Source organism: Brevibacillus sp. Leaf182, from assembly GCF_001423865.2.
GTDB classification, from domain to species: Bacteria; Bacillota; Bacilli; order Brevibacillales; family Brevibacillaceae; genus Brevibacillus; species Brevibacillus brevis_C.
In genome coordinates this window covers 1-21,853 of the sequence record NZ_LMPN02000034.1, presented here as the reverse complement: position 1 = coordinate 21,853, position 21,853 = coordinate 1, and the positions used below count along the sequence as shown (strand labels likewise).

The window sequence follows — 21,853 nt, the reverse complement described above, 5'->3', positions numbered from 1 at the left end:
TAATAATCAAAATCACAATGGGTATTATAACGGATTATGCTGAGATGCTCAACTTTTTGTTTATCGAAACGAAAAAAGACCTCCTGCCTGCGAAGCAGAAAGTCCCTCTTCTATCCGTCTTGCAGCTTTATCGCGGAACCCCGCTTAACAAGAATCGATGCAGTCCCCCAATCAGACAAACACCGGCTGTTACAAAAAACGCAATGAAGTACGAATGGTGCCAATTCCCCAGCAAGCCTGCCAATACTGGGCTCAATACCGCTCCGATCGACAATACCGCTGAGTAAATACTAAACACGCTACCGTACTGCTCTCGGGGTGAATGTACAGTCAAAATGGTCGCAAAAGCCGGGAACAGCATCCCAAAGCACGCACCGAAGAAAAACATCATCACATGAATCGGAATCGCCAAACCGATTGCGAGGGCGTACAAAAGAAGGCTAAGCACACCCAATCCAGCAAATGTTCTCGTCTCAACGGGGACGCGATGTAGCCAAAACTGACACAAAATCGCAAGTGCCCCCAATCCTTTCAAGCTGAACAATATGCCAGTAACGGCCGGGGACAGCCCTTGTCTTTGGATGAGCAAGGGCACTTCGTAGATGATCGTTCCCTGAGCGTAAATGATCGCAAATCCCCCAAGAAACGCGGGATACAGCATTCGATTTTCCAGGATGGCGGTAAGGCTCTTCCTGCCTCCACCTTTGATCCGTGGCGGGGATGGCGTGCTTCCCTCTACTCTATCCGGCAGCATCATCCAGGCGAAAACGCCAGCAATGATCATCATGTAGCCAAGAATCACGAACGATTGACCATAGCCGAACTGCACCGCCAAAAAGCTACCGACTGCCGGGGATACGATACCTGCCGAGGTAAGGACCAATCCCTTTTTACCCATGATCTCGCCCTGCTCAAGTGCCGTCTTCCCTGTTTCTCCGAGCAAGGCAGAACAAGCAGGAGATACAAACGCCATCAAGAACCCGAGCATCAGACGAAAGGTAAAGAAACCCGCGGTATTTTGCACGATGCCTTGACCAATCAGCATCACCCCAGCCAAAATCAATCCACCTGCAATAAACCATTTTTTCGGATAGCGATCGAGAAAAGGACCAGCGATCAGGTTCCCTGTCAAATTACTGATCGCATAACCGCCGAGCACGAAGCCGATCATCGCAGCGGATACACCCAATACGTTTAAATACGGCGCAAGAAGAGGCGTCTGCGCATGCATGTCAAAGGCAACAAGAAACAAAACCACTAACAGGAGAGCCCTCAAAGCATTCCCTTCCTCTCTAACGGCCTGTCTTTGTCCCAGTATATGAAGGGAATGGTACAAGTAGGATACAAAAAGAAGAAGGAAGATTCAGAATAAGTGTAGCAATTATTTTTGTATTGCCGTAATATTTACTGTATTACTGTAATTGTTTTTTGTGCAGGAGGTGACTTTTTGGAACAAGTTTACAAAAAAATACGAGCGCTTCGTATACAGCAGGAGCTTACTTTAAAGGATTTAAGTGAGAAATCAGGATTCTCCGTCAGTTTCTTATCGCAAGTAGAGCGTGGTAACAGTTCGCTCGCGATTACTTCTCTGCAAAAAATTGCGGAATGTCTGGGGGTTCCCATTACGTACTTCTTTGAAGTAGAAAAAGATGTTACGTACCACACGCCCATAGCAAAGCGTAAAACGTTGCAGATTGAAGGGTCACCTGTGAAATACGTTCGAATCGGTGGGAATTTCCCTGACAGGGCGCTTGAGCCTCTCCTCAATGTGTTGCCACCCGGACAGACGAAGCATGTCGCCTTTCAGCATCCCGGTGAAGAGTTTTACTACGTGGTAAAAGGATGTGTCACCATTGTCGTCGACGAAACGGAATACCATCTTGAGCAAGGAGACACGATTCACTTCCCTTCCTCTCTCCTTCATACGTGGTACAATCCTTCCACTGTTGAAGAAGCCGAGATCCTGTCCGTTTTGACGCCTGTTATTTTTAGAACCTAACATTGTCTACCAATAAAAAAGGGTGATCTGGATGCAGGAAAGATTGGAAAAGCTGCACGCGTATATGGAAAGCAGGAAACTGGACGCATTGATTATTACGCACCCCAAAAACGTGTACTATTTTACCGGATTTTTGACAGAGCCACATGAACGTTTTATGGGTCTCGTTTTAGTGAGAGGCGAGTCCCCCTTCCTCTTCGTTCCATTGCTGGACGGTGAAAAAGCACGGGAGGCTTGTCCTGCCATTATGATTTACACGCATGACGATTCACAGGATGCGCTAACCGTGCTCAAGCATCTGCTGCCGACTCCCCTCTCTCACATTGGTGTGGAGAAGAACCATTTAACAGCGAAAGCATATGAGTCGCTCGTATCGATCGTGCAAGCTATAGAAGCAGTAGATGTCGGAGAATTGCTGTGCAATATACGCGTGGCTAAGGATGAATCTGAAATCGCTACTATCAAGCGAGCGATTTGGGTGATGGAGGAATCCCTACGCCGTACACTCCCTCTGATATCTGTAGGAATGACGGAGCTGGACGTCGTCGCAGAGCTGGAATACCAGATGAAAAAACTAAAAGCCCAAGGCCCTTCCTTTTCCACGATTGTACTGGCTGGAGAAAAAGCAGCACTGCCCCATGGTGACCCGGGGAATCGGCTGATTCAGGCAGGAGAAGTTTTGTTAATTGATGCAGGGGTGTATGTCGATGGGTATGTATCGGACCTGACTCGTACTTTTGCAGTTGGTCAACTGGGTGCGGAATTGCTAGACATGTACGATACAGTCTTGCAAGCGAATCTGGCCGGGATACAGGCCGTTCACCCAGGGGCTCCGATCGCAGATGTAGACCTAGCTGCACGAGCGGTCATTGCAGACCGGGGCTATGGAGAATTTTTCATCAATCGTGTAGGCCACGGGATCGGATTGGAGCTTCATGAGGCCCCGTACGTTCACAGCCAGGCAGCAGGAGAACTCATGCCAGGCATGGTTTTTACGATTGAACCGGGCATTTATCATTCGCAGATCGGTGGCATCCGTATTGAAGACAATGTGCTTGTCACGAAGGATGGCGTAGAAGTATTGACGTCTTTTCCCAAAGAATTGCAAATCATCGGATAAATGATAAAAGAAAAGGCTGGTGTCGTTCCCTTGAAAGTGCTGGAAACAGATCGTCTCATCCTCCGCTGGCAAACGGCCGAAGACGCTGATTTTGTCTTGAAACTGATGAATGAGCCTTCTTGGATTCGATTTATTGGTGATCGTGGTCTTCGTACAACGGAAGACGCCCGCAACTATATTTTGAATGGTGCTGTCGCAATGTACGAGAGTCTTGGCTTTGGTCTGTATTTGACAGAACTGAAGGAAGGAAATGTTCCGATCGGTTTATGTGGACTGATTAAGAGAGATTCGTTGGAGGATGTCGATATCGGCTTTGCCTTTCTGCCTGCATACTGGGGCAAAGGCTACGCGTATGAGGCAGCCTCTGCCGTTCTTGCCCACGGAAAAGAAGTTGTCGGCTTACAGCGCATCGTAGCAATCACCAACCCCGATAATGAGTCTTCTGCCAATCTTCTAAAGAAAATCGGCCTGCAAGAAAAAGGGATGGTTTCCCTTCCAAATGCTACGCAGGAGGTCAAATTTTTTGCCATCGAGTTCTAGTCCATGCTGTTCAAATGATTCGTCGACAAAGAGGGCCTCACCGTGATCGGGAGGCCCTGTTTTTCCTTTTTCAATTAAGAATGAACGGATTTCAAGCCAAGAGAACTCTCGTGGAACTTGATATTCGAGTACTTATCCATCGCGACACGCAACTGGTACTCGCTCTCAAACAGCATAACCGGGCGGCCATAACGGTCAGAAACGGTTCTGTTCTTGACAACATCGAGGTCTGCTTTCTCCCCTTCGAGCCAGCGAGCGATTTGATACGGCATACGCGTCAGCATGATGTCTACCCCGTACTCGGATTTCAAACGGTATTCCAGTACCTCGAACTGCAGTACACCCACCACGCCAAGAATCAGCTCTTCCATCGGATGGGTACGGAATAACTGCACCGTTCCTTCCTCGGTCAACTGCATGATCCCTTTTTGGAATTGCTTGTGCTTCATGGCGTCCTTCACCATTACTTTGGAGAAAAACTCCGGCGAGAAGTGCGGCATTTCTTCGTACTCAAACGATTTTCCGACGCAGAGTGTATCGCCGATCTGGAAAATGCCCGGGTCAAAAAGACCGATGACATCTCCCGCGAACGATTCATCGACTATTTCGCGGTCCTGTGCCATAAACTGTACGGGCTGTGCCAATTTGATATCTTTGCCAAGACGGACGTGCTTGACTGACATTCCCCGCTCAAACTTGCCGGAGCAAATACGCAAGAAAGCGATGCGATCTCGGTGAGCTGGATTCATATTGGCTTGGATTTTAAAGATGAAGCCGGAAAACGCGTTCGAATACGGATCGATCAAGCCTTCTGTACTCTTCTTCGCAGAAGGTGCTGGTGCCATTTGCAGGAAGTTGTCCAGGAATGTTTGTACACCGAAGTTGTTGATGGCACTACCGAAGAAAACAGGCGTCAGTTGCCCTTTGTTGATCAGTTCAGGATCGTATTCATCTCCGGCAACATCCAGCAGGGAGATTTCGTCCTGCAATTGCTGCCACAGTTCTTGACCGACACGTTCTCCGATCAGTGGATCTTCTGCTCCCTCTACAGGGAAAAAGGAAATGTCCTCGTGCTGTGTATTACTTTGATACATCTCGACACGAGACTTCATGCGGTCAAATACGCCGCTGAAATAGCTGCCCATCCCAATCGGCCAGTTCATTGGATAAGAACGAATACCCAGTACGCGCTCAATTTCTTCCAAGAGCTCGAATGGATCTTTACCGTGACGGTCCAGCTTGTTCACAAACGTAAAGATTGGAATCCCCCGCATCCGACAGACCTTGAACAGCTTGATCGTCTGTGCCTCTACCCCTTTTGCTACGTCGATAATCATCACAGCAGCGTCAGCAGCCGTCAGTGTGCGGTACGTATCTTCACTGAAGTCCTGGTGACCAGGTGTATCCAAAATGTTGATGTGATGTCCGTTGTATTCGAAATCCATCGCACTGGACGTAACGGAGATTCCACGCTTTTTCTCGATCTCCATCCAGTCGGAGGTGGCGTGCTTGGAATTTTTGCGCCCTTTGACCATCCCTGCTTCACGGATGGCTCCGCCGTAGTAGAGCAGCTTTTCCGTCATTGTCGTTTTACCCGCATCCGGGTGGGAGATGATGGCGAAGGTACGGCGTTTTGCTATCTCATTTTCCCATTGGGGATTGGATTGACTCATCTTCATTCTCCTGTCATCGCAAATAAGTAACACTTTCGTTTCCTCTACGATTATACCGACAAATGCTTGCCGCATCCACCTCGTAATTTTTCATCTACTTTTGGCAAAAATAATGATTTCAAGGATGATAGTATAAGCGCAACAAAGGCCACGTACAAGGCTTTGCGTAGCCAAGCTTCCTAAAAACCGTTATAATATTTCAGTAGTAAAAATTTTTTGACTGCATGACTTACATATTGTTTACCAAGATATGACAAAACGATAGGAGGAACCCTATGTCAACGACTGTGGAAACACGTGCAGCCGAATTTCGTGACTATGTGAAGAAAATAACCAGCTACACGCAAGCGCTGAACGTTCTTTATTGGGACAAAGCTACACAAGCGCCTCGCAATGGTATGGATGCCCGTTCCGAAATCATCGGGACATTGGCTGGCGAGCAATTCAAGCTGGCGACGTCTAAAGAAATGGAAGCGCTTTTGACGGAGCTGAGTGAGCCATCTGTCCTCGAAACATTGGATGAAATTACCCGTCATAGTGTGCTGGAATGCAAAAAGGAATTTGACCGGAACAAGAAAATTCCTGCTGACAGACATCAAGCATACGTCGTGCTGACCGCTAAGGCAGAAACAGTGTGGGAAGAAGCTCGTGCCAACAACGACTTTTCCATGTTCCAGCCGTACCTGGAGAAAATCGTGAACTTCCAGCTCGAGTTCATCGAGTATTGGGGTCATGACGGCAAAAACAAGTACAATACCCTCTTGGACATGTATGAGCCTGGCATGACTGTCGATCAGCTCGATCCGATCTTTGCCACCTTGCGCGAGAAAACGGTCAAGCTGGTAAAAGCGATCGCCGACTCCCCGAACAAACCAGATACATCATTCTTGACGAAAAACTTCCCAGTGGCAGACCAGGAAGCATTCAGTCGTTTTATCCTCGAGAAAATCGGGTACGACTTCAAGTCTGGCCGCATGGATCGCAGTGCTCATCCATTCTGCACCACCTTTAACCCTGGTGATGTCCGCATTACGACGCGCTACGCTGAAAATGATTTCAATTCTGCGCTCTTCAGTTGTATTCACGAGGCTGGCCACGCGATGTACGAGCAGAATATCAATCCTGACTTGCTGTTCACTCCTCTGTGCGATGGTACCTCCATGGGGATTCACGAATCTCAATCCCGCTACTGGGAAAACATGGTCGGACGCAGTCTGCCGTTCTGGAATCACTTTTTCGCTGACTTGCAAAAAGCGTTCCCTACTCAATTCGAGGGTGTGTCTGTAGAAGACCTGCATCGTGCGGTTAACGCTGTTACTCCTTCCTTTATCCGGACTGAAGCAGATGAGTTGACGTACAACCTGCATGTCATGATCCGCTACGAAATCGAGAAAGGCTTGATCAATCAAACCATTCAAGTAGCTGATCTGCCAAAAATTTGGAATGAAAAAATGAAAGAATACCTCGGTGTTGAGCCACCGACAGATGCACTGGGTGTGCTTCAGGATGTACACTGGTCAGGCGGAATGATCGGTTACTTCCCTACTTACTCGCTGGGTAATGTGTATGCGGCACAATTCGTCCACGTTATGGAAAATGAGATCAACGGCTACGAAGAGCTGATCGCAAAAGGCAACTTCGCTCCGATCCGTGAGTGGCTAAAGGAAAAAATCCACCAGTACGGTAAAATGAAGAGCCCTCGTGAACTCGTTCAAGCAATTACAGGCGAAGGTACAAATGCGACTTACTTGATGAATTATCTGGAGAAAAAATACACAGACGTATACAAGCTGTAAGCAGTTCTACCCTTGGTATCCAATGTTCTCCCTGCTCGGGGAGGACATTTTCATTTTATCAGTTACTTTTCGTAACCTACGTACATAAAAGTGCATCCTTCCCCCCGCGGATAAATGATAGTACACTGCACAATATACATGAGATTCCTATTGTCTTGAAAAAGGAGTGTTATCGATTGGCTATCGATCTAAAAGGAAAAACCGCAATCATTACAGGAGCAGGTAAAGGCATCGGTCGCGCTACTGCAATTGCTTTGGCAAAAGAAGGCGTGAATCTCGGCCTCTTGGCTCGCTCTGAGGAAAATTTGAAGCAAGTAGCCAAGGAAGTAGAAGCATACGGCGTGAAGGTCGCAATTGCGACAGCAGACGTTTCCAACTATGATGACGTCACGACAGCGGTTACCTCTATCAAAAATGAACTGGGTCAAATTGATATCCTGCTCAACAATGCAGGCGTCGCTAAATTCGGTAAATTCCTGGAGCTGGAAACGAGCGAATGGGAGCAAATCATCCAAGTCAATCTGATGGGTGTGTACTACGTGACTCGCGCTGTACTCCCTGGCATGATTGACCAGAACTCCGGTGACATTATCAACATCTCCTCCACTGCTGGGCAAAAAGGAGCTCCTGTCACTAGCGCGTATAGTGCATCCAAGTTTGGTGTTCTTGGTCTGACTGAATCGTTGGCTCTCGAAGTTCGTAAACACAACATTCGCGTAACGGCGCTTACGCCTAGCACAGTAGCAACCGATATGGCAATTGACTTGGGTCTGACCGACGGAAATCCAGAAAAGACCATGCAGCCTGAGGATATTGCTGAGTTCGTGGTTAGCCAGTTGAAGCTGAACAAACGCATCTTTGTAAAATCCGCTGGACTGTGGTCCACCAATCCATAGAAATGGCATGGCAAAAAAGCGAAAAGAGTCCGCTCGTACAGGCGGATTTCTTTTCGCTTTTTTTCGAGGCCCTGTGAAATCGCTTCATTTTTGTTCACTTTCTATCCACGATTTCTTCACGTCTTATTCACACCTGCCCAACCAAAAATGCCCTCAACTGGAGTATGATGAACATGTAAAACATTTCCACAAAGTGGAGGGTATCCTTATGATACAAATGCTGTCGAATTGGTTGTGGGGTAATGAAGAACAAGAAGTCGTTCCATTCGAGACGAAAAGATACGTCCGGAATGAAATGGAGCAATTCACGTTCAATGAGCCACAGCAAGTGCTGCCGTATCCGCTTCCCCAGTTATAAGATCCAATACTTGATCCAATATAACCCTGAAGCTGCCGAATCTGGCAGCTTTTTTTGCTCCTTTCTGAAAGCGCTCACTGATGTGCTACAATGTGGTAAACAGGAGGGGTCGATTTGGTCGAGTTCACAGAAAAATGGTTGCCCACATACATTCGCCGCGATTTGGCGGTTTTATTTTGCGGTATCAATCCAGGACGTATATCGGCTACGACGGGTTTCCACTACGCCAATCCAGCCAACCTGTTTTGGCGCGGATTGTACGAAGGCGGCCTGACACCTCACAAGCTCTTACCCGAGGAAACCGCTACCCTCTTAGATTACAACTATGGAATTACCGATCTGGTCTCACGTCCTACCCGCTCCGCAACAGACCTGCGTAATGAGGACTATGCCACAGGTGCAGAGCTGTTCGTCCAAATGATCCAGACCTACCGACCTCGTGTCATTTGTTTTAACGGCATTACTGCTTTTCGTCACGCGACTGGGCAAAAAAAAGAAGCAATTTCACTGGGGCTACAGCTAATCAGGTACTTTGGGACAGAAGATTGGTCTGGCAGCTATGTGTTTGTCGTCCCGTCTACCAGTGGGGCTAACGCATCTTTTACCCGTGAGGAACGAATCGCCAAGTTTACGGAGCTGAGTCATTTTTTACGCGAGATGAATTGGCACCCTCTTCCCTTGCCTGGTGAATAGCTCCTTCTGTGTCAATCACTGCTCTTCTTCCGTACAATACTTGTAGCTCTGTTTGCAAGGAGGGTCATCAGCAGTGGACGACCTCATCAAAAAAATCCAGAACAGATACGCCATGACTGTTTTGCATCACAAAACCATTCGAGATACATCCAAATCACTTGTCATTTACTTGGAAACAACCAATGGCAAATTCATCGGAAAAGTTTTCCCTCTGGAAAAGGAACGTTTACATTTCATTTTGAATGCAGAAGCGCATTTGCGCAAAAACGGCGTGCTCATCCCCGACATTCAACGTACCGAAAATAATAAGCGTTACATATCTCATAAAGAAAACGTTCTCGTTCTCCATAAAAGGCTATCCTGGGCAAATATTGCGTATAACTCCCCTATTCGTATGGAACGGATCGGCATCGTATTAGGCAAATTTCATGCAAGGTCGCTCGGCTTTTCCTCCAGGCATGGCGAGCTTTACCATGGCGCAGAAAAATGGTCCGGGGAGTACAAGGCAGATTTAGCTGCTATTGAGAAGTGGGAACTTCGACATGCCGGGAAGAAAGATCAAAAATACGCTGTTATCGCGGAATACCTTCCTTTTTTCAAACAAGCGGGGAAGACAGCCAAAGAACATTTGCTATCCTCTCGGTACTTCTCGAAGTGGAAAAAGGAACCACTGAGCAACCACTTTCTCTGTCACGGCGATTTTAACAATGGGAATTTGCTCGTCAGTAATCAAAGAATTGCGATCATTGACTGGGAGGACGTTCGTTACGATTTTCCGTCCAAAGACATTGCCCGTGTTCTATCCCTTGCTATGCGAAAAAATGATCAGTGGAACGAGGAATTGTTCTCTCATCTATTGCGTGGCTATCTCCAAGAAAATCCCCTATCGATTGAGCAACTGCATTTGCTCTTTGTCGATCTCGCTTTCCCGCATATTTTTGAACGTTTTTTACGCAAGAAGCTGTATGCCCAGATGGGCCTTGCTGAGATCCAACAGCTTTGCAATCGGGAAGCTCTCAAGACCGCCTTTATGTTAGACGAAATGAAGGCCCATGTATAATAGACACAAGCCTATAGCCTGTCTATACACATAGGCCTTCTCTATTTAACTGGCGTATACCGTTAAGTCTGGGCCAGCTTCACCAATGAGCTTTGCTGGCGCGTATATTGAATGAGCTCTGCCGCCATCTCGTAATAATTGAAAGGTGTAATCAGGTAGATGCCATTGAAGTAACGAACGGCCGTGTCGACCAATTCCTTCGCGATCGCGATTCCTTCCTGTCGGGCGGCTTCTCCCTGTACCTTTTTCATTCGTTCCAGAGCTTCTGTCGACAGCTTGATTCCCGGCACTTCATTATGCAGGAACTCCGCATTGCGCGAGCTGGTCAGCGGCATGATCCCGATAAAGACAGGAATGCCGATGTGCTTCGTCGCCTCGTACACATTCCGAATGGACTCAGCATCGTACACAGGTTGTGTCATAATGTAATCCGCGCCTGCCTCGACCTTCTTTTCCAAACGTGCAACGGCAGCATCCATATTTCGGACATTCGGGTTAAAGGCTGCGCCCACGATGAACTGGGCTTTTTGCTTTAACGGACGTCCTGAGAACGAAACACCTTCGTTCAACTGCTTCACCATGCGAATCAGATCAAACGAGGTTACATCAAATACCGAGCTGGCACCTGGCAAGTCCCCAAAGCGCGACGGATCACCAGTAATCACCAGTATTTGATCGATCCCCAAAGCGTGCAGCCCCATTAAGTGCGACTGCTGCCCAATCAGATTACGGTCGCGGCAAGCAATGTGCAAGAGCGGATCGATTCCGTGCCTGCCCTTCATGAGTGCCCCGAGAGCCATGTTGCTCATCCGCACGGTCGCCAACGAGTTATCCGCCAGCGTAATGGCGTCCGCTCCTGCTTTGTGCAGCTCGCAGCATCCGTCGAGAAATTGGTCTGCATCCAGATCACGCGGCGGATCAAACTCGACAATAATCGTCGTTGCTGTTTTGACGCGCTCGACAATGCTTGGTTTCTCCCTCTCCCTCGTGTTCTGCACAGAAATCGAAGGACGATCTCCAGCAACAATGGTCGGGTTCACACGCGCTTGCGGCTCAAGTGACTCAAGTGCATCCGCCATCGCCTTTACATGTGCTGGTGTTGTTCCGCAGCATCCGCCAATCAAGCGTACCCCCTGCTCACGCAAGCGAAGCGCGCTCTGTCCAAAATATTCAGGTGATGATTTAAAGGCGTATTCTCCGTCAGTCATCCCCAGACGCCCCGCATTCGGGAATACGGATAAGAGTGCATCTTCTGGTATCACTGTATTTTCAAACGAACGTAGCAATTCAGCAGGACCAAGGCGACAGTTCAGTCCGATCACGTCAGCGCCTGCGGCTTTTAGTTCGGAAAAAGCGTCTGTCAAGTCGTAGCCATCACGTGTGCGCCCTACTTCCAATGTGGCTAACTGCGCGATTACAGGTACATCTGTGAGTGGACGGATTACCTCAATCGCCAGAAGCAGCTCCTCCAAGTCCAGGAACGTCTCCAGAATCAGTCCGTCTACCCCCGCGTGCAACAGTGCAATTGCCTGTTCCTCATACTGGTCACGGTATTCATCCAAAACCTTTTTCTTCACCCGTCCAGCCAAAATCGATCCGATGCTCCCAGCCACATAAGCATCATCCTGTGCGGCTTCCCTTGCAATAGCGACTGCGAGCCGGTTAATCCGTGCTACCTTATGCTCCAGACCGTAACGACTCAACGCATCTCGATTGGCAGAATACGTATTTGTCTCCAGGAAACGTGCACCGGCCTGATAGTAAGAGGTATGAACTTCATGTACCAAACGAGGGTTGGATAAACACAGCTCCTCAAAGCTGACGCCAACCGGGACGCCCAGCCCGTGTAGCTGGGTCGCCATCGCACCATCTCCGATTAGCAAATGGTCTTTCAAATAAGCTCGTAAATCTTTCTTTCTCGTCGTCAACTCAATCCCTTCTCTCCCATATTCATTATCATTAAACTTCAAAAATGGATGGACCTGCATTGAAATAACGAGCTTCAGGGTGAGCAAATACCATCGCCGATACGGAAGCTTCTGGCTCCATCATGAAGCCCTCTGTCAACTGAACGCCGATATCCTCCGGCCGCAACAGACGGAACAACTGCGCCTGATCTTCCAGGTTCGGGCAAGCAGGGTAACCGAAGGAGACACGAATGCCCTGATATCTAGCACCGAAGCGCTCGAGCATCGTCATCTCAACCGGGTCCGGTATGCCCCACACGTCGCGCATGACATGGTGAATTCGCTCAGCAAACGCCTCTGCCAGCTCCAATGCCAAGGCTTGGAGGACATGAGAGCGCAAGTAGTCACCACGCTCTTTTAGCTCTGTAGATTTTTCGCGAATCCCGCCCCCTGCCGTTACGGTCAGGAATCCGACATAATCCATTTCCTTGCTCTCCACTGGTCGCAGGAAGTCGGACAGGCAAAGATGAGGTTCTTCCAATTGACGCGGGAACGAAAAGCGCTCCAGCAGCTTGCTGTGGTCTTTTGGATCATAGACCAAAATATCGTTGCCATCTGACTGAGCCGGGAAGAACTGATACACACCGTGTGTCGTAATGGTTCCTTTTTGCTTCGCTTCATTTAATAGCTCTTCCACAATGCCATACAGTTCCAGTACCTTCTCGTCGCCGGCCTCTATCAATCTATCTACATTTCCGCGAACACCGAGATGTTTTCCGAGGAGCATCCGCAGGTTCAAATACGGTTGCAAATGGCTGAGCGGATATTGTCGCAAAACATGTCGTTCACAATCAGGCGGCAGATGGATTGGAACGGTTCTGCTGATGGCTGAGCGAGCTGGCAATGGTGCTTTATTCTCCTCGACAACAGGCTGAGCCGTTGCAACTGCTTCCAGCAGATGCTGCTGTTCCTCTACCAAGCGATCACGTTCTTCCGGGTTTTGCAGACGATTCACGAGCTCCAGACCATCCATGGCATCTTTTGCGTATAAAACAATTCCACGGTATTCCGGTGCGATCCGGTTCGATGTGAACTTGCGCGTCAACGCCGCACCGCCTACCATCATCGGGATATCAATGCCTGCATCACGCAGGTCTTGTGCAGTAATGACCATTTGCTGTGCGGATTTTACCAAGAGTCCAGAAAGACCGATGGCATCCGGCTTTTCTTCTCTGCAAGCGGCAATCAGTTGCTCTGGCGGTACCTTGATCCCCAGGTTCACGACATTGTACCCGTTGTTTGACAAGATAATTTCCACGAGGTTTTTTCCGATGTCGTGTACATCGCCCTTAACTGTCGCCAGCAAGATTTTCCCCTTGGCAGCAGCATCGCTTTTTTCCATGAATGGCTCTAAAAACGATACGGATGCCTTCATCACTTCCGCGCTTTGCAACACTTCTGCCACGATTAGCTGGTTGCCGTTGAACAGGCGACCGACCTCTTCCATCCCAGTCATCAACGGACCATTGATGATCTCGAGCGGTGTGTATTTATCCAAAGCCAGCTTCAGGTCTTCCACCAGACCATCCTTGGAGCCTTCGACAACATAACGGGCCAAGCGTTCCTCGAGTGTTAACGAGGAGACTTCCACACTGACTTCCTTCTTCTTTTGGCGATAAAATTCGGTGAAGGCCGCCAATGTCTCATCATTTGTCTCGAATAGAAGGGCTTCTGCCAGCTTTCTCTCGTTTTCTGGAATCGAAGCGTAGCGCTCCAGCTTTTCCGTGTTGACGATGGCGTAATCAAGCCCTGCGAGAGTCGTGTGATACAAGAAGACCGCATTCAGCACTTCCCGACCCGCAGGGGGCAAGCCGAAGGAAACGTTACTGACACCCAGGATCGTCTTACAAGCAGGCATTGCTTGTTTGATCAAACGAATGCCTTCTACCGTTTCCTTTGCAGAGCCGATGTATTGTTCATCCCCTGTCCCTACTGGAAAGACGAGTGGATCGAAAATAATATCCTGTGGCTTTATGCCATACTGGTTGACAAGAAGGTCATACGAGCGTTGCGCGACCTCCAGCTTCTTTTCGCGCGTGATCGCCATACCTGCTTCCTCAATCGTCCCAACGACAACGGAGGCACCGAACTTGTGAATAAGCGGAACGACTTCCTCAAATCGCTCCAACCCGTCTTCCAAGTTGATCGAGTTGAGAATGGCTTTCCCTTGTGAGTAGCGAAGTCCCAGCTCCATGACCTTGGCATCTGTCGAGTCGATCATGAGGGGCGCTTTTACTTTTTTCACGATGAACTGTAGGAATTTTTCCATATCTTCGTATTCATCACGGTCAGGATCAGCCAAGCATATATCGATGACATGTGCGCCGCGCTTTACTTGGGCCCGGGCAATATCGGATGCTTCTTCATAGTGACCAGCTGCAATCATTTCACGGAATTTTTTGGAACCGATGACATTGGTTCTCTCCCCTACTAGCAGGGGGCGATTGTCATCTTCGACGTAAACGACCTCGATCCCGGAGACCGCGCTCAGCGTTTCTACGGCTGCACTGCGCGGCTTGCAGTCTTTTAATGCTTCTGCCATCGCTTGAATATGGTCTGGCGTTGTTCCGCAGCAACCGCCAGCGACGTTTATCCAGCCCTGTTCAGCGAACGCCAGCATTTTGGAGGCAAGTCCTTGTGGCGTTTCATGGTAATGGCCGTTCTCGTCTGGCAAGCCTGCGTTTGGATAACAGCTAACCGCACATTGGGCAATTCCTGACAGTGTCCGCAGATGATCACGCATGAACTCTGGGCCTGTCGCACAGTTCAGACCAATGGAGACTGGCTTTATATGCTCCAAGGAGATGTAAAACGCCTCGATGTTTTGGCCCGCCAGCGTCGTGCCCATCGGCTCAATCGTACCTGACAGCATCACCGGGATCTCCTGTCCAAGCTCTTCAAAAGCTTTGCGAATCCCAATTCCACCAGCCTTGACGTTCAACGTATCTTGCGAGGTTTCCAAAAGAAGAACATCGGAGCCGCCGAGAATCAGACCTTTTGCCTGACGATAATACGCCTCGACCAGTTCTTCGAAAGTAACACCGCCTGTCAACGAGAGGGTCTTGGTCGTAGGTCCCATTGCACCTGCTACAAAACGCGGCCACTCCTCTGTGGAATAGGCATCCACCGCTTCTCTGGCCAAGCGAGCTGCCGCTATATTGATCTCAAGGTCTTTCTCCGGCACATCATACTCGGCCAAAACGATGGAAGCAGCACCAAACGTATTTGTCTCGACGATGTCTGCGCCCGCCTCTAAATATTTCTCATGAATGGAACGGATCACATCTGGTCTGGTCAGGTTCAGGAGTTCATTACAGCCATCATAGGCTTCACCGCCGAAATCATCAGCAGTCAGGTTCGCCTGTTGAAGCATGGTGCCCATTGCACCGTCCAGAATCAGAATTTTCCGGGAAAGCTGTTCGCGAAAAGTTGGTTTCATTGACGTGCCCCTTTTCTCCCTAGCATCGGCTTATTCTCTGTAATTGGGTAAATAAAATAAAAAAATCCTCTTCTTTGAAAGAAGAGGATTTGTCAGCAGATACGAAAACGCCTGAGACATCCTCTTATCTTTCAAAGCACGTAGCTTTGCTGGAATTGGCACCGGATTTTTACCGGTTGCCGAGGCTTCATCAGGCCAGTCCCTCTGCCTCTCTGGATAAGAGTCGTACACTTGTCATTTAGTTGTTATGCGAAATGTCTTGAATGTTTGCAAGTATCTTAACACCCCCGTTGTCTCCTCGTCAATTGTGAATTGTCTATTTTTTACTGAGCCTCTCCTCTTACGCGCCCATTTTTGCCTAAGCTGGGCATCCGCCCAGTCCAATATCGGCATTCGTGTATAGACTGGAGTATAACGGAAAGGAGGGGAAACAAAGATGAGTACATCTTTCTGCGGTAACGGATTCTTCGGTGACTGCTTCGCAATCGTGCTCGTGCTGTTTATCCTGTTGGTTATTATCGGGTGCTCGTGTGACGACTGTTAGATAAGTGTGTAAAAAAGGCTATCCCAAAGGCCATCAGGAATGGCTGCGGGATAGCCTTTTTTTCTTGTTATTTGGTGATGATTTTGCCTGTCACGGCATCCAGAGTAATATATTTGAACGCCAGCTTTTCGTCACTCCACGGCACATACGCCAGCTTTGGTTGAGCTAATTTTTGCCCATCCACATCTCTGCTCAAATAGACCAGCTTTAAAGGCATGACGCGTAAATACGCCTCAACGGCCGTGTCTTTCGAGACGATCTCGTCGGATGCTGGAAGCTCCACCAACTCGTGCGTCTCTCTGTAGTTTTCAAACTTTGTCACTTTGCCAGAAGACGGATCGACTGTTACTGAATAAGCCGCTGTTTGCCCGCGATCCTGTACTGGAATGCCATCCTTGCTCATGAGATATCTGAATTCCCATTCGCCCGATGACACAGGATTCGCTTCGTCTGGCTGTATGACTTTCGCCAATTGCACTTCTTTTATGCCTGGATCAACGTATTTAGGCAGAAAGGCAAGTGCAGCCTTTTCCGCTTGCTCGCGTTTGACTGTCATTGCTGTATCGGATCGCGGTGATCCCAACCCGACGACACTGCCTGTTTCTGCAAGGACTTCTACGCCGATATACTTGTCATTTTTATCATTCCAGACGTATTCCTTGCGTCCGTCACGGTTACTCTCTCTATAGGTCGAGTCATCCACTTGTATGCCGAATTCCGCTTGCAGCAACGCCTTTGCCTCATCCTTGGAGCGAACCTTGACGTATTCCTTTGGAGATTCGATCGGATGTGCTTCCTTCGTATTCAACTGATCATAAGCAAGCCCGTTATCTCCCGTTCCATACACCATCTTGCCATTGGTCGCGTCGATATACCACTCCTGACCATCTTCACGTCCTCTTTGCATGAAGGAAACAGCCGGCGTGTACTCCAGAATGGGCTGCCACATATCCCCTTGTTTTGATTCTGGCCGTATTCTCGGGTTCTGCACGTATCGAAGCTTCATATGCTCGCTCAGCTCTTTGATGGCTACCTCTTCTGACACAGCAGTCGATACATCCGGGTACTGCGACGGCTCAAATGTTTCGGGCTCCATCCTGAAATATTGGACGTGGCCAGAGTCAGTTGTTATTATGCTAATTTCATCAGACAACACTGGCAGTTCGTTATGATATCGCAGATACAACCCTGGATCGTTGGCGTCCAATAACCGATAGTTATCACTATCCGCCCCGAGCAGTTTGTTCAGGAACTGTCGCTCTTGCTGCAAGGCTTTTTCTCCTTCTGCTTCTTTCCGGCTCGCTCCTTCCTTTTCATCCCTATTCAAAAGCCTATACGATTCCAGTGCTTGACCATTTCCATAGATCACAAGAGAAACCTGATGTCCCTCCTTGTTCGATTTCCCCAAGATGAATGACATGCCATCGTGGTTCTTTTCTTTGTCCAAAAGAAGAAGGGATGGGCTTAAATCGGGCATGGCATCTGTCAGCTTGGTGAAAAAGGCTTGTTCGCTCTTGTTCAATCGCCCGAAAAACGCGACTTGCTCCTGTTGGTCAATTCCAACCGACATTACGTCGAACGGAACGGGCTGGCCGCTTTCCATTCGTTGATAATTCACGCTCATCCATGGGCCTTTTACCATATACTCGTCGGTATAGATCTGAGTCTGGACGTGCTGATAGGACTTGCTTCCCTCCCCAAGGAAAGCTTGTAGAAATGCGTTTGCAGCATTCTCCGCAGTCTTGGCTGATGGCAATCTCCCTTCCTTCTGTTCTCCTCGATCACCATCAATTGTAAAGCTCTCAATTTGTCCTGTCTGTATATCATAGGCAACCTTGGCACGAGCATTATCGCCTTCCAATAACGTTAGATCACTGATTCCATGGCTTGTACGATCCACTCTTATTGTCATCTTGCTCAAGGCTGGAATCACTTTTTTTAATGGTAAAATGGCCTCTTCCGCCGACACCTTTACACTGTTCTGATTTGCCTCTTTATTGTTTTTTTTCGTAGCAGTCGTTGCAACCGCATTAGTTACATTTTTGCCACTAGGCATCTCTGGAAACCAGCCTTGCTGGTGCATTCCCACAGCAGTTACCGCTAAGCACGCTGCTAGTGATCCAGCCACGAAAATTCTGTTTCGATTCTTGTGCTTATTCTTTGCAATCGCACCTCTGATCCGTAATTCCATCTCTTTTGTAAACCTCACTTCCTTCACTGATTCCTCACTTGCGCTCCGTACAGCTTCACGCATTTCCTTATCTACGTCCATTCCAATCCCTCCTTTTCACACAATGCCTTAAAATGTTTTCGGGCGCGGGACAATTGGGTTCGTACGGCATCTTCTGAAATATCCAACACTTGCGAAATCTCTTTTATCGATAAATCTTCATAATAATGAAGTACCATGACTTTTCGGTACAAAGGCGAGAGCTTCATCACCTGCTCCGCTACCTGTACCTTGCTCATTCGTCCGATGACAGCCGATTCAACATTTGCGTTGTCCACCTTTTCCGGCGGTGCTTCCTCTTTGGAGAGGTATGTAGAAAAAATTTGGCGAAAGGACCACGAACGCAAATATTTGCGGGACTCGTTGATCGCAATTCGGTAAAGCCACGTTTTCACGCTGCTCTGATGGCGGAACTGATCCAGACCGCGATACGCCTTCAGAAACACTTCCTGGGTGATGTCTTCCGCGATTCCCCGATCCTTGACGATCAAGTAGGCGAGCTGCACGATGTTGTCTCCGTACTCGCTCATGAGTCTTGTCAGCTTCTCCTCGTTGGTCAATTGCAGCGTCCAGTCCACTTCGCTACTTTTGGCACTTGCATTCACGCACTGTTCACCTCCTTGTTTCGTGTTGATATGTATTTGATCCAGCTAGTTAGTTTTTGTGACAAGATTATCCAATTATTTTTTCCATCATCCTTTTCCCTTCTTCCACTGCTGCACTCCGTTGTGACGCTTTCATTGTCAGCGCACATTGCTTTTGCTATCATGAGGCTTATTGTAAAGCGAAAGGAACGAAATGACATGGATGACTTGCAAGCACGAGAAAAAGACAAATTTCTGTCCTGTTTGGAGACTATAAAAGAACTATCCAAATCCGAATTTGAAACCTATTCCATCGTTAAGAATACCGAAACCGGGGAACATTATCTCCACTATTTTTTGTCCCACATTAACTTGTCCGAGGGAGGAAGAAGAGACGATTACGATCACTTCCTGCCGATTGAATCCGACGATATTTTAGCGATTATGTTTGGCGAACAACCATACCAGTTTCCGGAGAACTGGCGCTCCGCTTATTTGCGCAGTGGTAACGACAATCGATTGATCCCGTTCGACCCATCGGAAAATTACGATCTGGACGAGGCCGCTGCTGCCGAGCTGGCCATGCTCGAAAAGCTGGAACAATACAAAGAGCAAATGATGAACGCGGATAACCTCAGCACGGAAGAAAAGGAAGAGCTGACCAAGCAATATTTCGCGGAATTAGATAAGATTTTGAAAAAACCGCAACAGTGAGTTGCATCCTGACGGTTAATACAGCTATAATTCTAGAGACACAAACGAATCGTTGATGAGGAAAGTACTCCTTGTGCGAGGCAGTAGCGAGTCGGGGACGGTGTGAGCCCGATGCCAAACCATGTGAGGAAGCGCCCCTCGGAGATGCGGCCTGAACATCCTACGCCAGCCATTATGGGCAACGGATCGTGTAGGGCTTATGCCGGGCCTGCCCGTTACAGCAGATCAAGCGGTTTTTGCCTTCCTGTTTGATGGAAGGGAAAAACAACAAGAGTGGCACCGCGGGAGTATAACCTCTCGTCTCTTTTTCACAGGAGACGTAGAGGTTTTTTTACTATATCAGAAAGTAAAAACTGCACTGACATGGCTTCCTGATATAGCGGAAAAAATTCCGCTATATCGCGGTCGCTCCTCCTTGGGAGGCCTCGATAGTGTTTTTCGTATTTTTCGAAAGGGGAATTTTGATGAGTTACAAACACCAAGTCGCTGAAAAGATTGCCGCTGCGCTCTCCTCGATGGGCGTAGACACACTGACCAAAGAAGCCGTATACAGCATGCTGGAAACACCACCAAACCCTGCGATGGGCGATGTTGCCTTCCCATGCTTCCAATTGGCAAAAGCATTGCGCAAAGCTCCACCGATGATCGCAGCAGAGCTGGCTGGACAGCTCTCCGGTGCACCATTGCGCGAATCGCAAGCAGTTGGTCCATACGTGAACCTGTTCCTGGATCAAGAAAATGTGGCAGAGCAAGTAATCGGAACCATCCTTTCCCAAGGCAGCACATTCGGAGGCAGCAATGTCGGTGATGGACGCAAAGTACCAATCGACCTCTCCTCCCCAAATATCGCGAAGCCGTTTTCCATGGGGCATCTGCGCTCTACTGTAATCGGAAACGCGATTGCCAACATCATGGAAAAGCAAGGTTATGAGCCAGTGCGCATCAATCACTTGGGTGATTGGGGAACGCAGTTCGGTAAACTGATCGTTGCGTATCGCCTCTGGGGTGACGAAGCAAAGGTAAAGGCAGAACCGATCAAGGAGCTGCTCAGCCTCTACGTTCGCTTCCACGAAGAAGTCGAGAACGATCCTACGCTGGAAGACCAAGGCCGTGAATGGTTCAAAAAGCTCGAGGATGGCGACGAAGAAGCACAGCATCTGTGGAAATGGTTCCGTGATGAGTCCCTCAAGGAATTCATGAAGATTTATGACCTGATGAACGTAGCCTTCGACTCTACACACGGTGAAGCATTCTACAATGACAAAATGGATCGCGTCGTTACGTTGCTCGAGGAAAAAGGTCTCTTGACTGAATCCGACGGTGCGATGGTCGTGAACCTCGATGAATACAATATGCCGCCATGCCTGATCAAAAAATCAGACGGCGCTACCCTGTACGCAACGCGTGATTTGGCTGCTGCCCTCTTCCGCCATGAATCGTACGATTTTGCAAAAGCACTCTATGTCGTAGGAAACGAGCAACGCCTCCACTTCCAGCAGCTCTATAAAGTGTTGGAAAAAATGGGCTATGCGTGGTCCGCAAATATGCACCACATCCCATTCGGCATGATGCTCAAGGACGGCAAGAAAATGTCCACGCGTAAAGGGAAAGTTGTTCTCTTGGAAGAAGTGTTGGCACAAGCCATTTCTGATGTCCAAAAAGTCATCGAAGAGAAAAACCCTACGCTGGCCAATAAAGAAGAAGTGGCTCGTCAAGTCGGGGTAGGCGCAGTAATTTTCCATGACTTGAAGAACTTCCGCCTCAATGATGTCAACTTCTCCTGGGAAGAGATGCTGACCTTCGAAGGGGAAACAGGACCATACGTCCAATACGCACACGCGCGTGCATGCTCGCTGCTGCGCAGAGGTGGCTACCAGCCAGCAACGACAGTGAACCTGGCTTCCGGTGCACTCGACAGCAAAGAGGCTTGGGCAGTAATTACCCTCTTGAACGCGTTCCCAGAGGTAATCGAACGTGCTGCCGATCACTTCGATCCGTCGCAAATCGGCAAGTATGTAATCGACCTGGCGCAAACGTTCAACAAGTTCTATGCGAATGTACGCATCCTGGCTGAGGAAGAAGATGTGAAGGCATCCCGTCTCCAGCTCGTAGCAGCAGTCGTTGCTGTACTGAAGGAAGGTCTGCGTCTGCTCGGTCTGGCTGCTCCAGAAGAAATGTAAGAAAGAATACGAAAAGTGAACTGACCCCTGTCAAGTAGACAGGAAATAAAAAAGACACTC

Annotated in this window: 17 protein-coding genes and 1 riboswitch; of the genes, 11 read left to right on the top strand and 6 right to left on the bottom strand. The window is 48.6% G+C overall.

The window, feature by feature from the left end:
* Positions 1-127: 127 nt before the first annotated feature.
* Positions 128-1,276, bottom strand: coding sequence for an MFS transporter (locus ASG16_RS25920; protein WP_056493753.1), 1,149 nt, complete (start codon positions 1,274-1,276; stop codon positions 128-130).
* Between the two features lie 171 nt (positions 1,277-1,447).
* Here ASG16_RS25920 and ASG16_RS25915 point away from each other — a divergent pair, with 171 nt between their 5' ends.
* From ASG16_RS25915 to ASG16_RS25905, 3 genes are read left to right on the top strand one after another with little or no spacing between them, the layout of a single operon-like run.
* Positions 1,448-1,999: a helix-turn-helix domain-containing protein gene (locus tag ASG16_RS25915; RefSeq protein ID WP_048032438.1), complete on the top strand. Its 552-nt coding sequence runs from the start codon at positions 1,448-1,450 to the stop codon at positions 1,997-1,999.
* A gap of 31 nt (positions 2,000-2,030) precedes the next feature.
* Entirely contained in the window at positions 2,031-3,119 is a 1,089-nt protein-coding gene (locus ASG16_RS25910; RefSeq protein ID WP_056493750.1) for a M24 family metallopeptidase, read from the top strand.
* Positions 3,120-3,659: a GNAT family N-acetyltransferase gene (locus tag ASG16_RS25905; RefSeq protein WP_082517278.1), complete on the top strand. Its 540-nt coding sequence runs from the start codon at positions 3,120-3,122 to the stop codon at positions 3,657-3,659.
* Positions 3,660-3,733: 74 nt separating this feature from the next.
* Here the strand turns inward: ASG16_RS25905 and ASG16_RS25900 are convergent, their stop codons facing one another.
* Positions 3,734-5,332 (bottom strand): peptide chain release factor 3, encoded by a 1,599-nt coding sequence (locus tag ASG16_RS25900; RefSeq protein WP_056493747.1) that lies wholly within the window; start codon positions 5,330-5,332, stop codon positions 3,734-3,736.
* 275 nt (positions 5,333-5,607) lie between these two features.
* Here ASG16_RS25900 and ASG16_RS25895 point away from each other — a divergent pair, with 275 nt between their 5' ends.
* The 5 genes from ASG16_RS25895 to ASG16_RS25880 all read left to right on the top strand — a co-directional run bounded on the left by ASG16_RS25895 (position 5,608) and on the right by ASG16_RS25880 (position 10,135).
* Positions 5,608-7,128 carry a carboxypeptidase M32 gene (locus tag ASG16_RS25895; RefSeq protein WP_056493743.1) on the top strand — a complete coding sequence of 507 codons (1,521 nt, stop codon included), beginning with the start codon at positions 5,608-5,610 and terminating at the stop codon, positions 7,126-7,128.
* Positions 7,129-7,304: 176 nt separating this feature from the next.
* Positions 7,305-8,024, top strand: coding sequence for a 3-ketoacyl-ACP reductase (locus ASG16_RS25890; RefSeq protein ID WP_048032431.1), 720 nt, complete (start codon positions 7,305-7,307; stop codon positions 8,022-8,024).
* 208 nt (positions 8,025-8,232) lie between these two features.
* Positions 8,233-8,382 carry a hypothetical protein gene (locus tag ASG16_RS31080; RefSeq protein WP_016739809.1) on the top strand — a complete coding sequence of 50 codons (150 nt, stop codon included), beginning with the start codon at positions 8,233-8,235 and terminating at the stop codon, positions 8,380-8,382.
* Between the two features lie 114 nt (positions 8,383-8,496).
* A complete protein-coding gene (locus ASG16_RS25885; RefSeq protein ID WP_056493740.1) occupies positions 8,497-9,075 on the top strand; it encodes a mismatch-specific DNA-glycosylase in 579 nt (192 codons plus the stop codon).
* A 73-nt stretch (positions 9,076-9,148) separates the two neighbouring features.
* Positions 9,149-10,135 carry a YutH/CotS family kinase-like spore coat protein gene (locus ASG16_RS25880; protein ID WP_056493739.1) on the top strand — a complete coding sequence of 329 codons (987 nt, stop codon included), beginning with the start codon at positions 9,149-9,151 and terminating at the stop codon, positions 10,133-10,135.
* Between the two features lie 62 nt (positions 10,136-10,197).
* Here the strand turns inward: ASG16_RS25880 and ASG16_RS25875 are convergent, their stop codons facing one another.
* Both ASG16_RS25875 and metH read right to left on the bottom strand, forming a co-directional pair.
* The gene (locus ASG16_RS25875) at positions 10,198-12,063 is read right to left on the bottom strand and encodes a bifunctional homocysteine S-methyltransferase/methylenetetrahydrofolate reductase (protein ID WP_056493943.1); all 1,866 of its coding nucleotides are present in this window, start codon (positions 12,061-12,063) and stop codon (positions 10,198-10,200) included.
* A 31-nt stretch (positions 12,064-12,094) separates the two neighbouring features.
* Positions 12,095-15,541 carry a methionine synthase gene (gene metH, locus ASG16_RS25870; protein WP_056493738.1) on the bottom strand — a complete coding sequence of 1,149 codons (3,447 nt, stop codon included), beginning with the start codon at positions 15,539-15,541 and terminating at the stop codon, positions 12,095-12,097.
* Between the two features lie 121 nt (positions 15,542-15,662).
* A riboswitch (SAM riboswitch) is annotated at positions 15,663-15,764 on the bottom strand.
* A gap of 213 nt (positions 15,765-15,977) precedes the next feature.
* Here metH and ASG16_RS25865 point away from each other — a divergent pair.
* Positions 15,978-16,085, top strand: coding sequence for a YjcZ family sporulation protein (locus tag ASG16_RS25865; RefSeq protein ID WP_007724452.1), 108 nt, complete (start codon positions 15,978-15,980; stop codon positions 16,083-16,085).
* Positions 16,086-16,152: 67 nt separating this feature from the next.
* Here ASG16_RS25865 and ASG16_RS25860 read toward each other — a convergent pair whose 3' ends face one another.
* Both ASG16_RS25860 and ASG16_RS25855 read right to left on the bottom strand, forming a co-directional pair.
* Positions 16,153-18,357: a YcdB/YcdC domain-containing protein gene (locus ASG16_RS25860; protein ID WP_056493735.1), complete on the bottom strand. Its 2,205-nt coding sequence runs from the start codon at positions 18,355-18,357 to the stop codon at positions 16,153-16,155.
* Positions 18,348-18,920, bottom strand: coding sequence for a sigma-70 family RNA polymerase sigma factor (locus ASG16_RS25855; protein WP_056493732.1), 573 nt, complete (start codon positions 18,918-18,920; stop codon positions 18,348-18,350). The genes ASG16_RS25860 and ASG16_RS25855 overlap by 10 nt, the downstream gene beginning before the upstream one ends.
* A gap of 198 nt (positions 18,921-19,118) precedes the next feature.
* Between ASG16_RS25855 and ASG16_RS25850 the strand changes: the two genes are divergently transcribed.
* Positions 19,119-19,613: a hypothetical protein gene (locus tag ASG16_RS25850; protein WP_048032424.1), complete on the top strand. Its 495-nt coding sequence runs from the start codon at positions 19,119-19,121 to the stop codon at positions 19,611-19,613.
* Between the two features lie 464 nt (positions 19,614-20,077).
* A complete protein-coding gene (argS, locus tag ASG16_RS25840) occupies positions 20,078-21,793 on the top strand; it encodes an arginine--tRNA ligase (protein WP_056493941.1) in 1,716 nt (571 codons plus the stop codon).
* The last annotated feature ends 60 nt before the right edge of the window (positions 21,794-21,853 follow it).

Coding starts and splice junctions, on each gene's coding strand:
- ASG16_RS25850 (WP_048032424.1), top strand. CDS start 19,119: ATGGATGACTTGCAAGCACGAGAAAAAGACAAATTTCTGTCCTGTTTG.
- metH (WP_056493738.1), bottom strand. CDS start 15,541: ATGAAACCAACTTTTCGCGAACAGCTTTCCCGGAAAATTCTGATTCTG.
- ASG16_RS25905 (WP_082517278.1), top strand. CDS start 3,120: ATGATAAAAGAAAAGGCTGGTGTCGTTCCCTTGAAAGTGCTGGAAACA.
- argS (WP_056493941.1), top strand. CDS start 20,078: ATGAGTTACAAACACCAAGTCGCTGAAAAGATTGCCGCTGCGCTCTCC.
- ASG16_RS25910 (WP_056493750.1), top strand. CDS start 2,031: ATGCAGGAAAGATTGGAAAAGCTGCACGCGTATATGGAAAGCAGGAAA.
- ASG16_RS25860 (WP_056493735.1), bottom strand. CDS start 18,357: ATGGACGTAGATAAGGAAATGCGTGAAGCTGTACGGAGCGCAAGTGAG.
- ASG16_RS31080 (WP_016739809.1), top strand. CDS start 8,233: ATGATACAAATGCTGTCGAATTGGTTGTGGGGTAATGAAGAACAAGAA.
- ASG16_RS25895 (WP_056493743.1), top strand. CDS start 5,608: ATGTCAACGACTGTGGAAACACGTGCAGCCGAATTTCGTGACTATGTG.
- ASG16_RS25900 (WP_056493747.1), bottom strand. CDS start 5,332: ATGAGTCAATCCAATCCCCAATGGGAAAATGAGATAGCAAAACGCCGT.
- ASG16_RS25865 (WP_007724452.1), top strand. CDS start 15,978: ATGAGTACATCTTTCTGCGGTAACGGATTCTTCGGTGACTGCTTCGCA.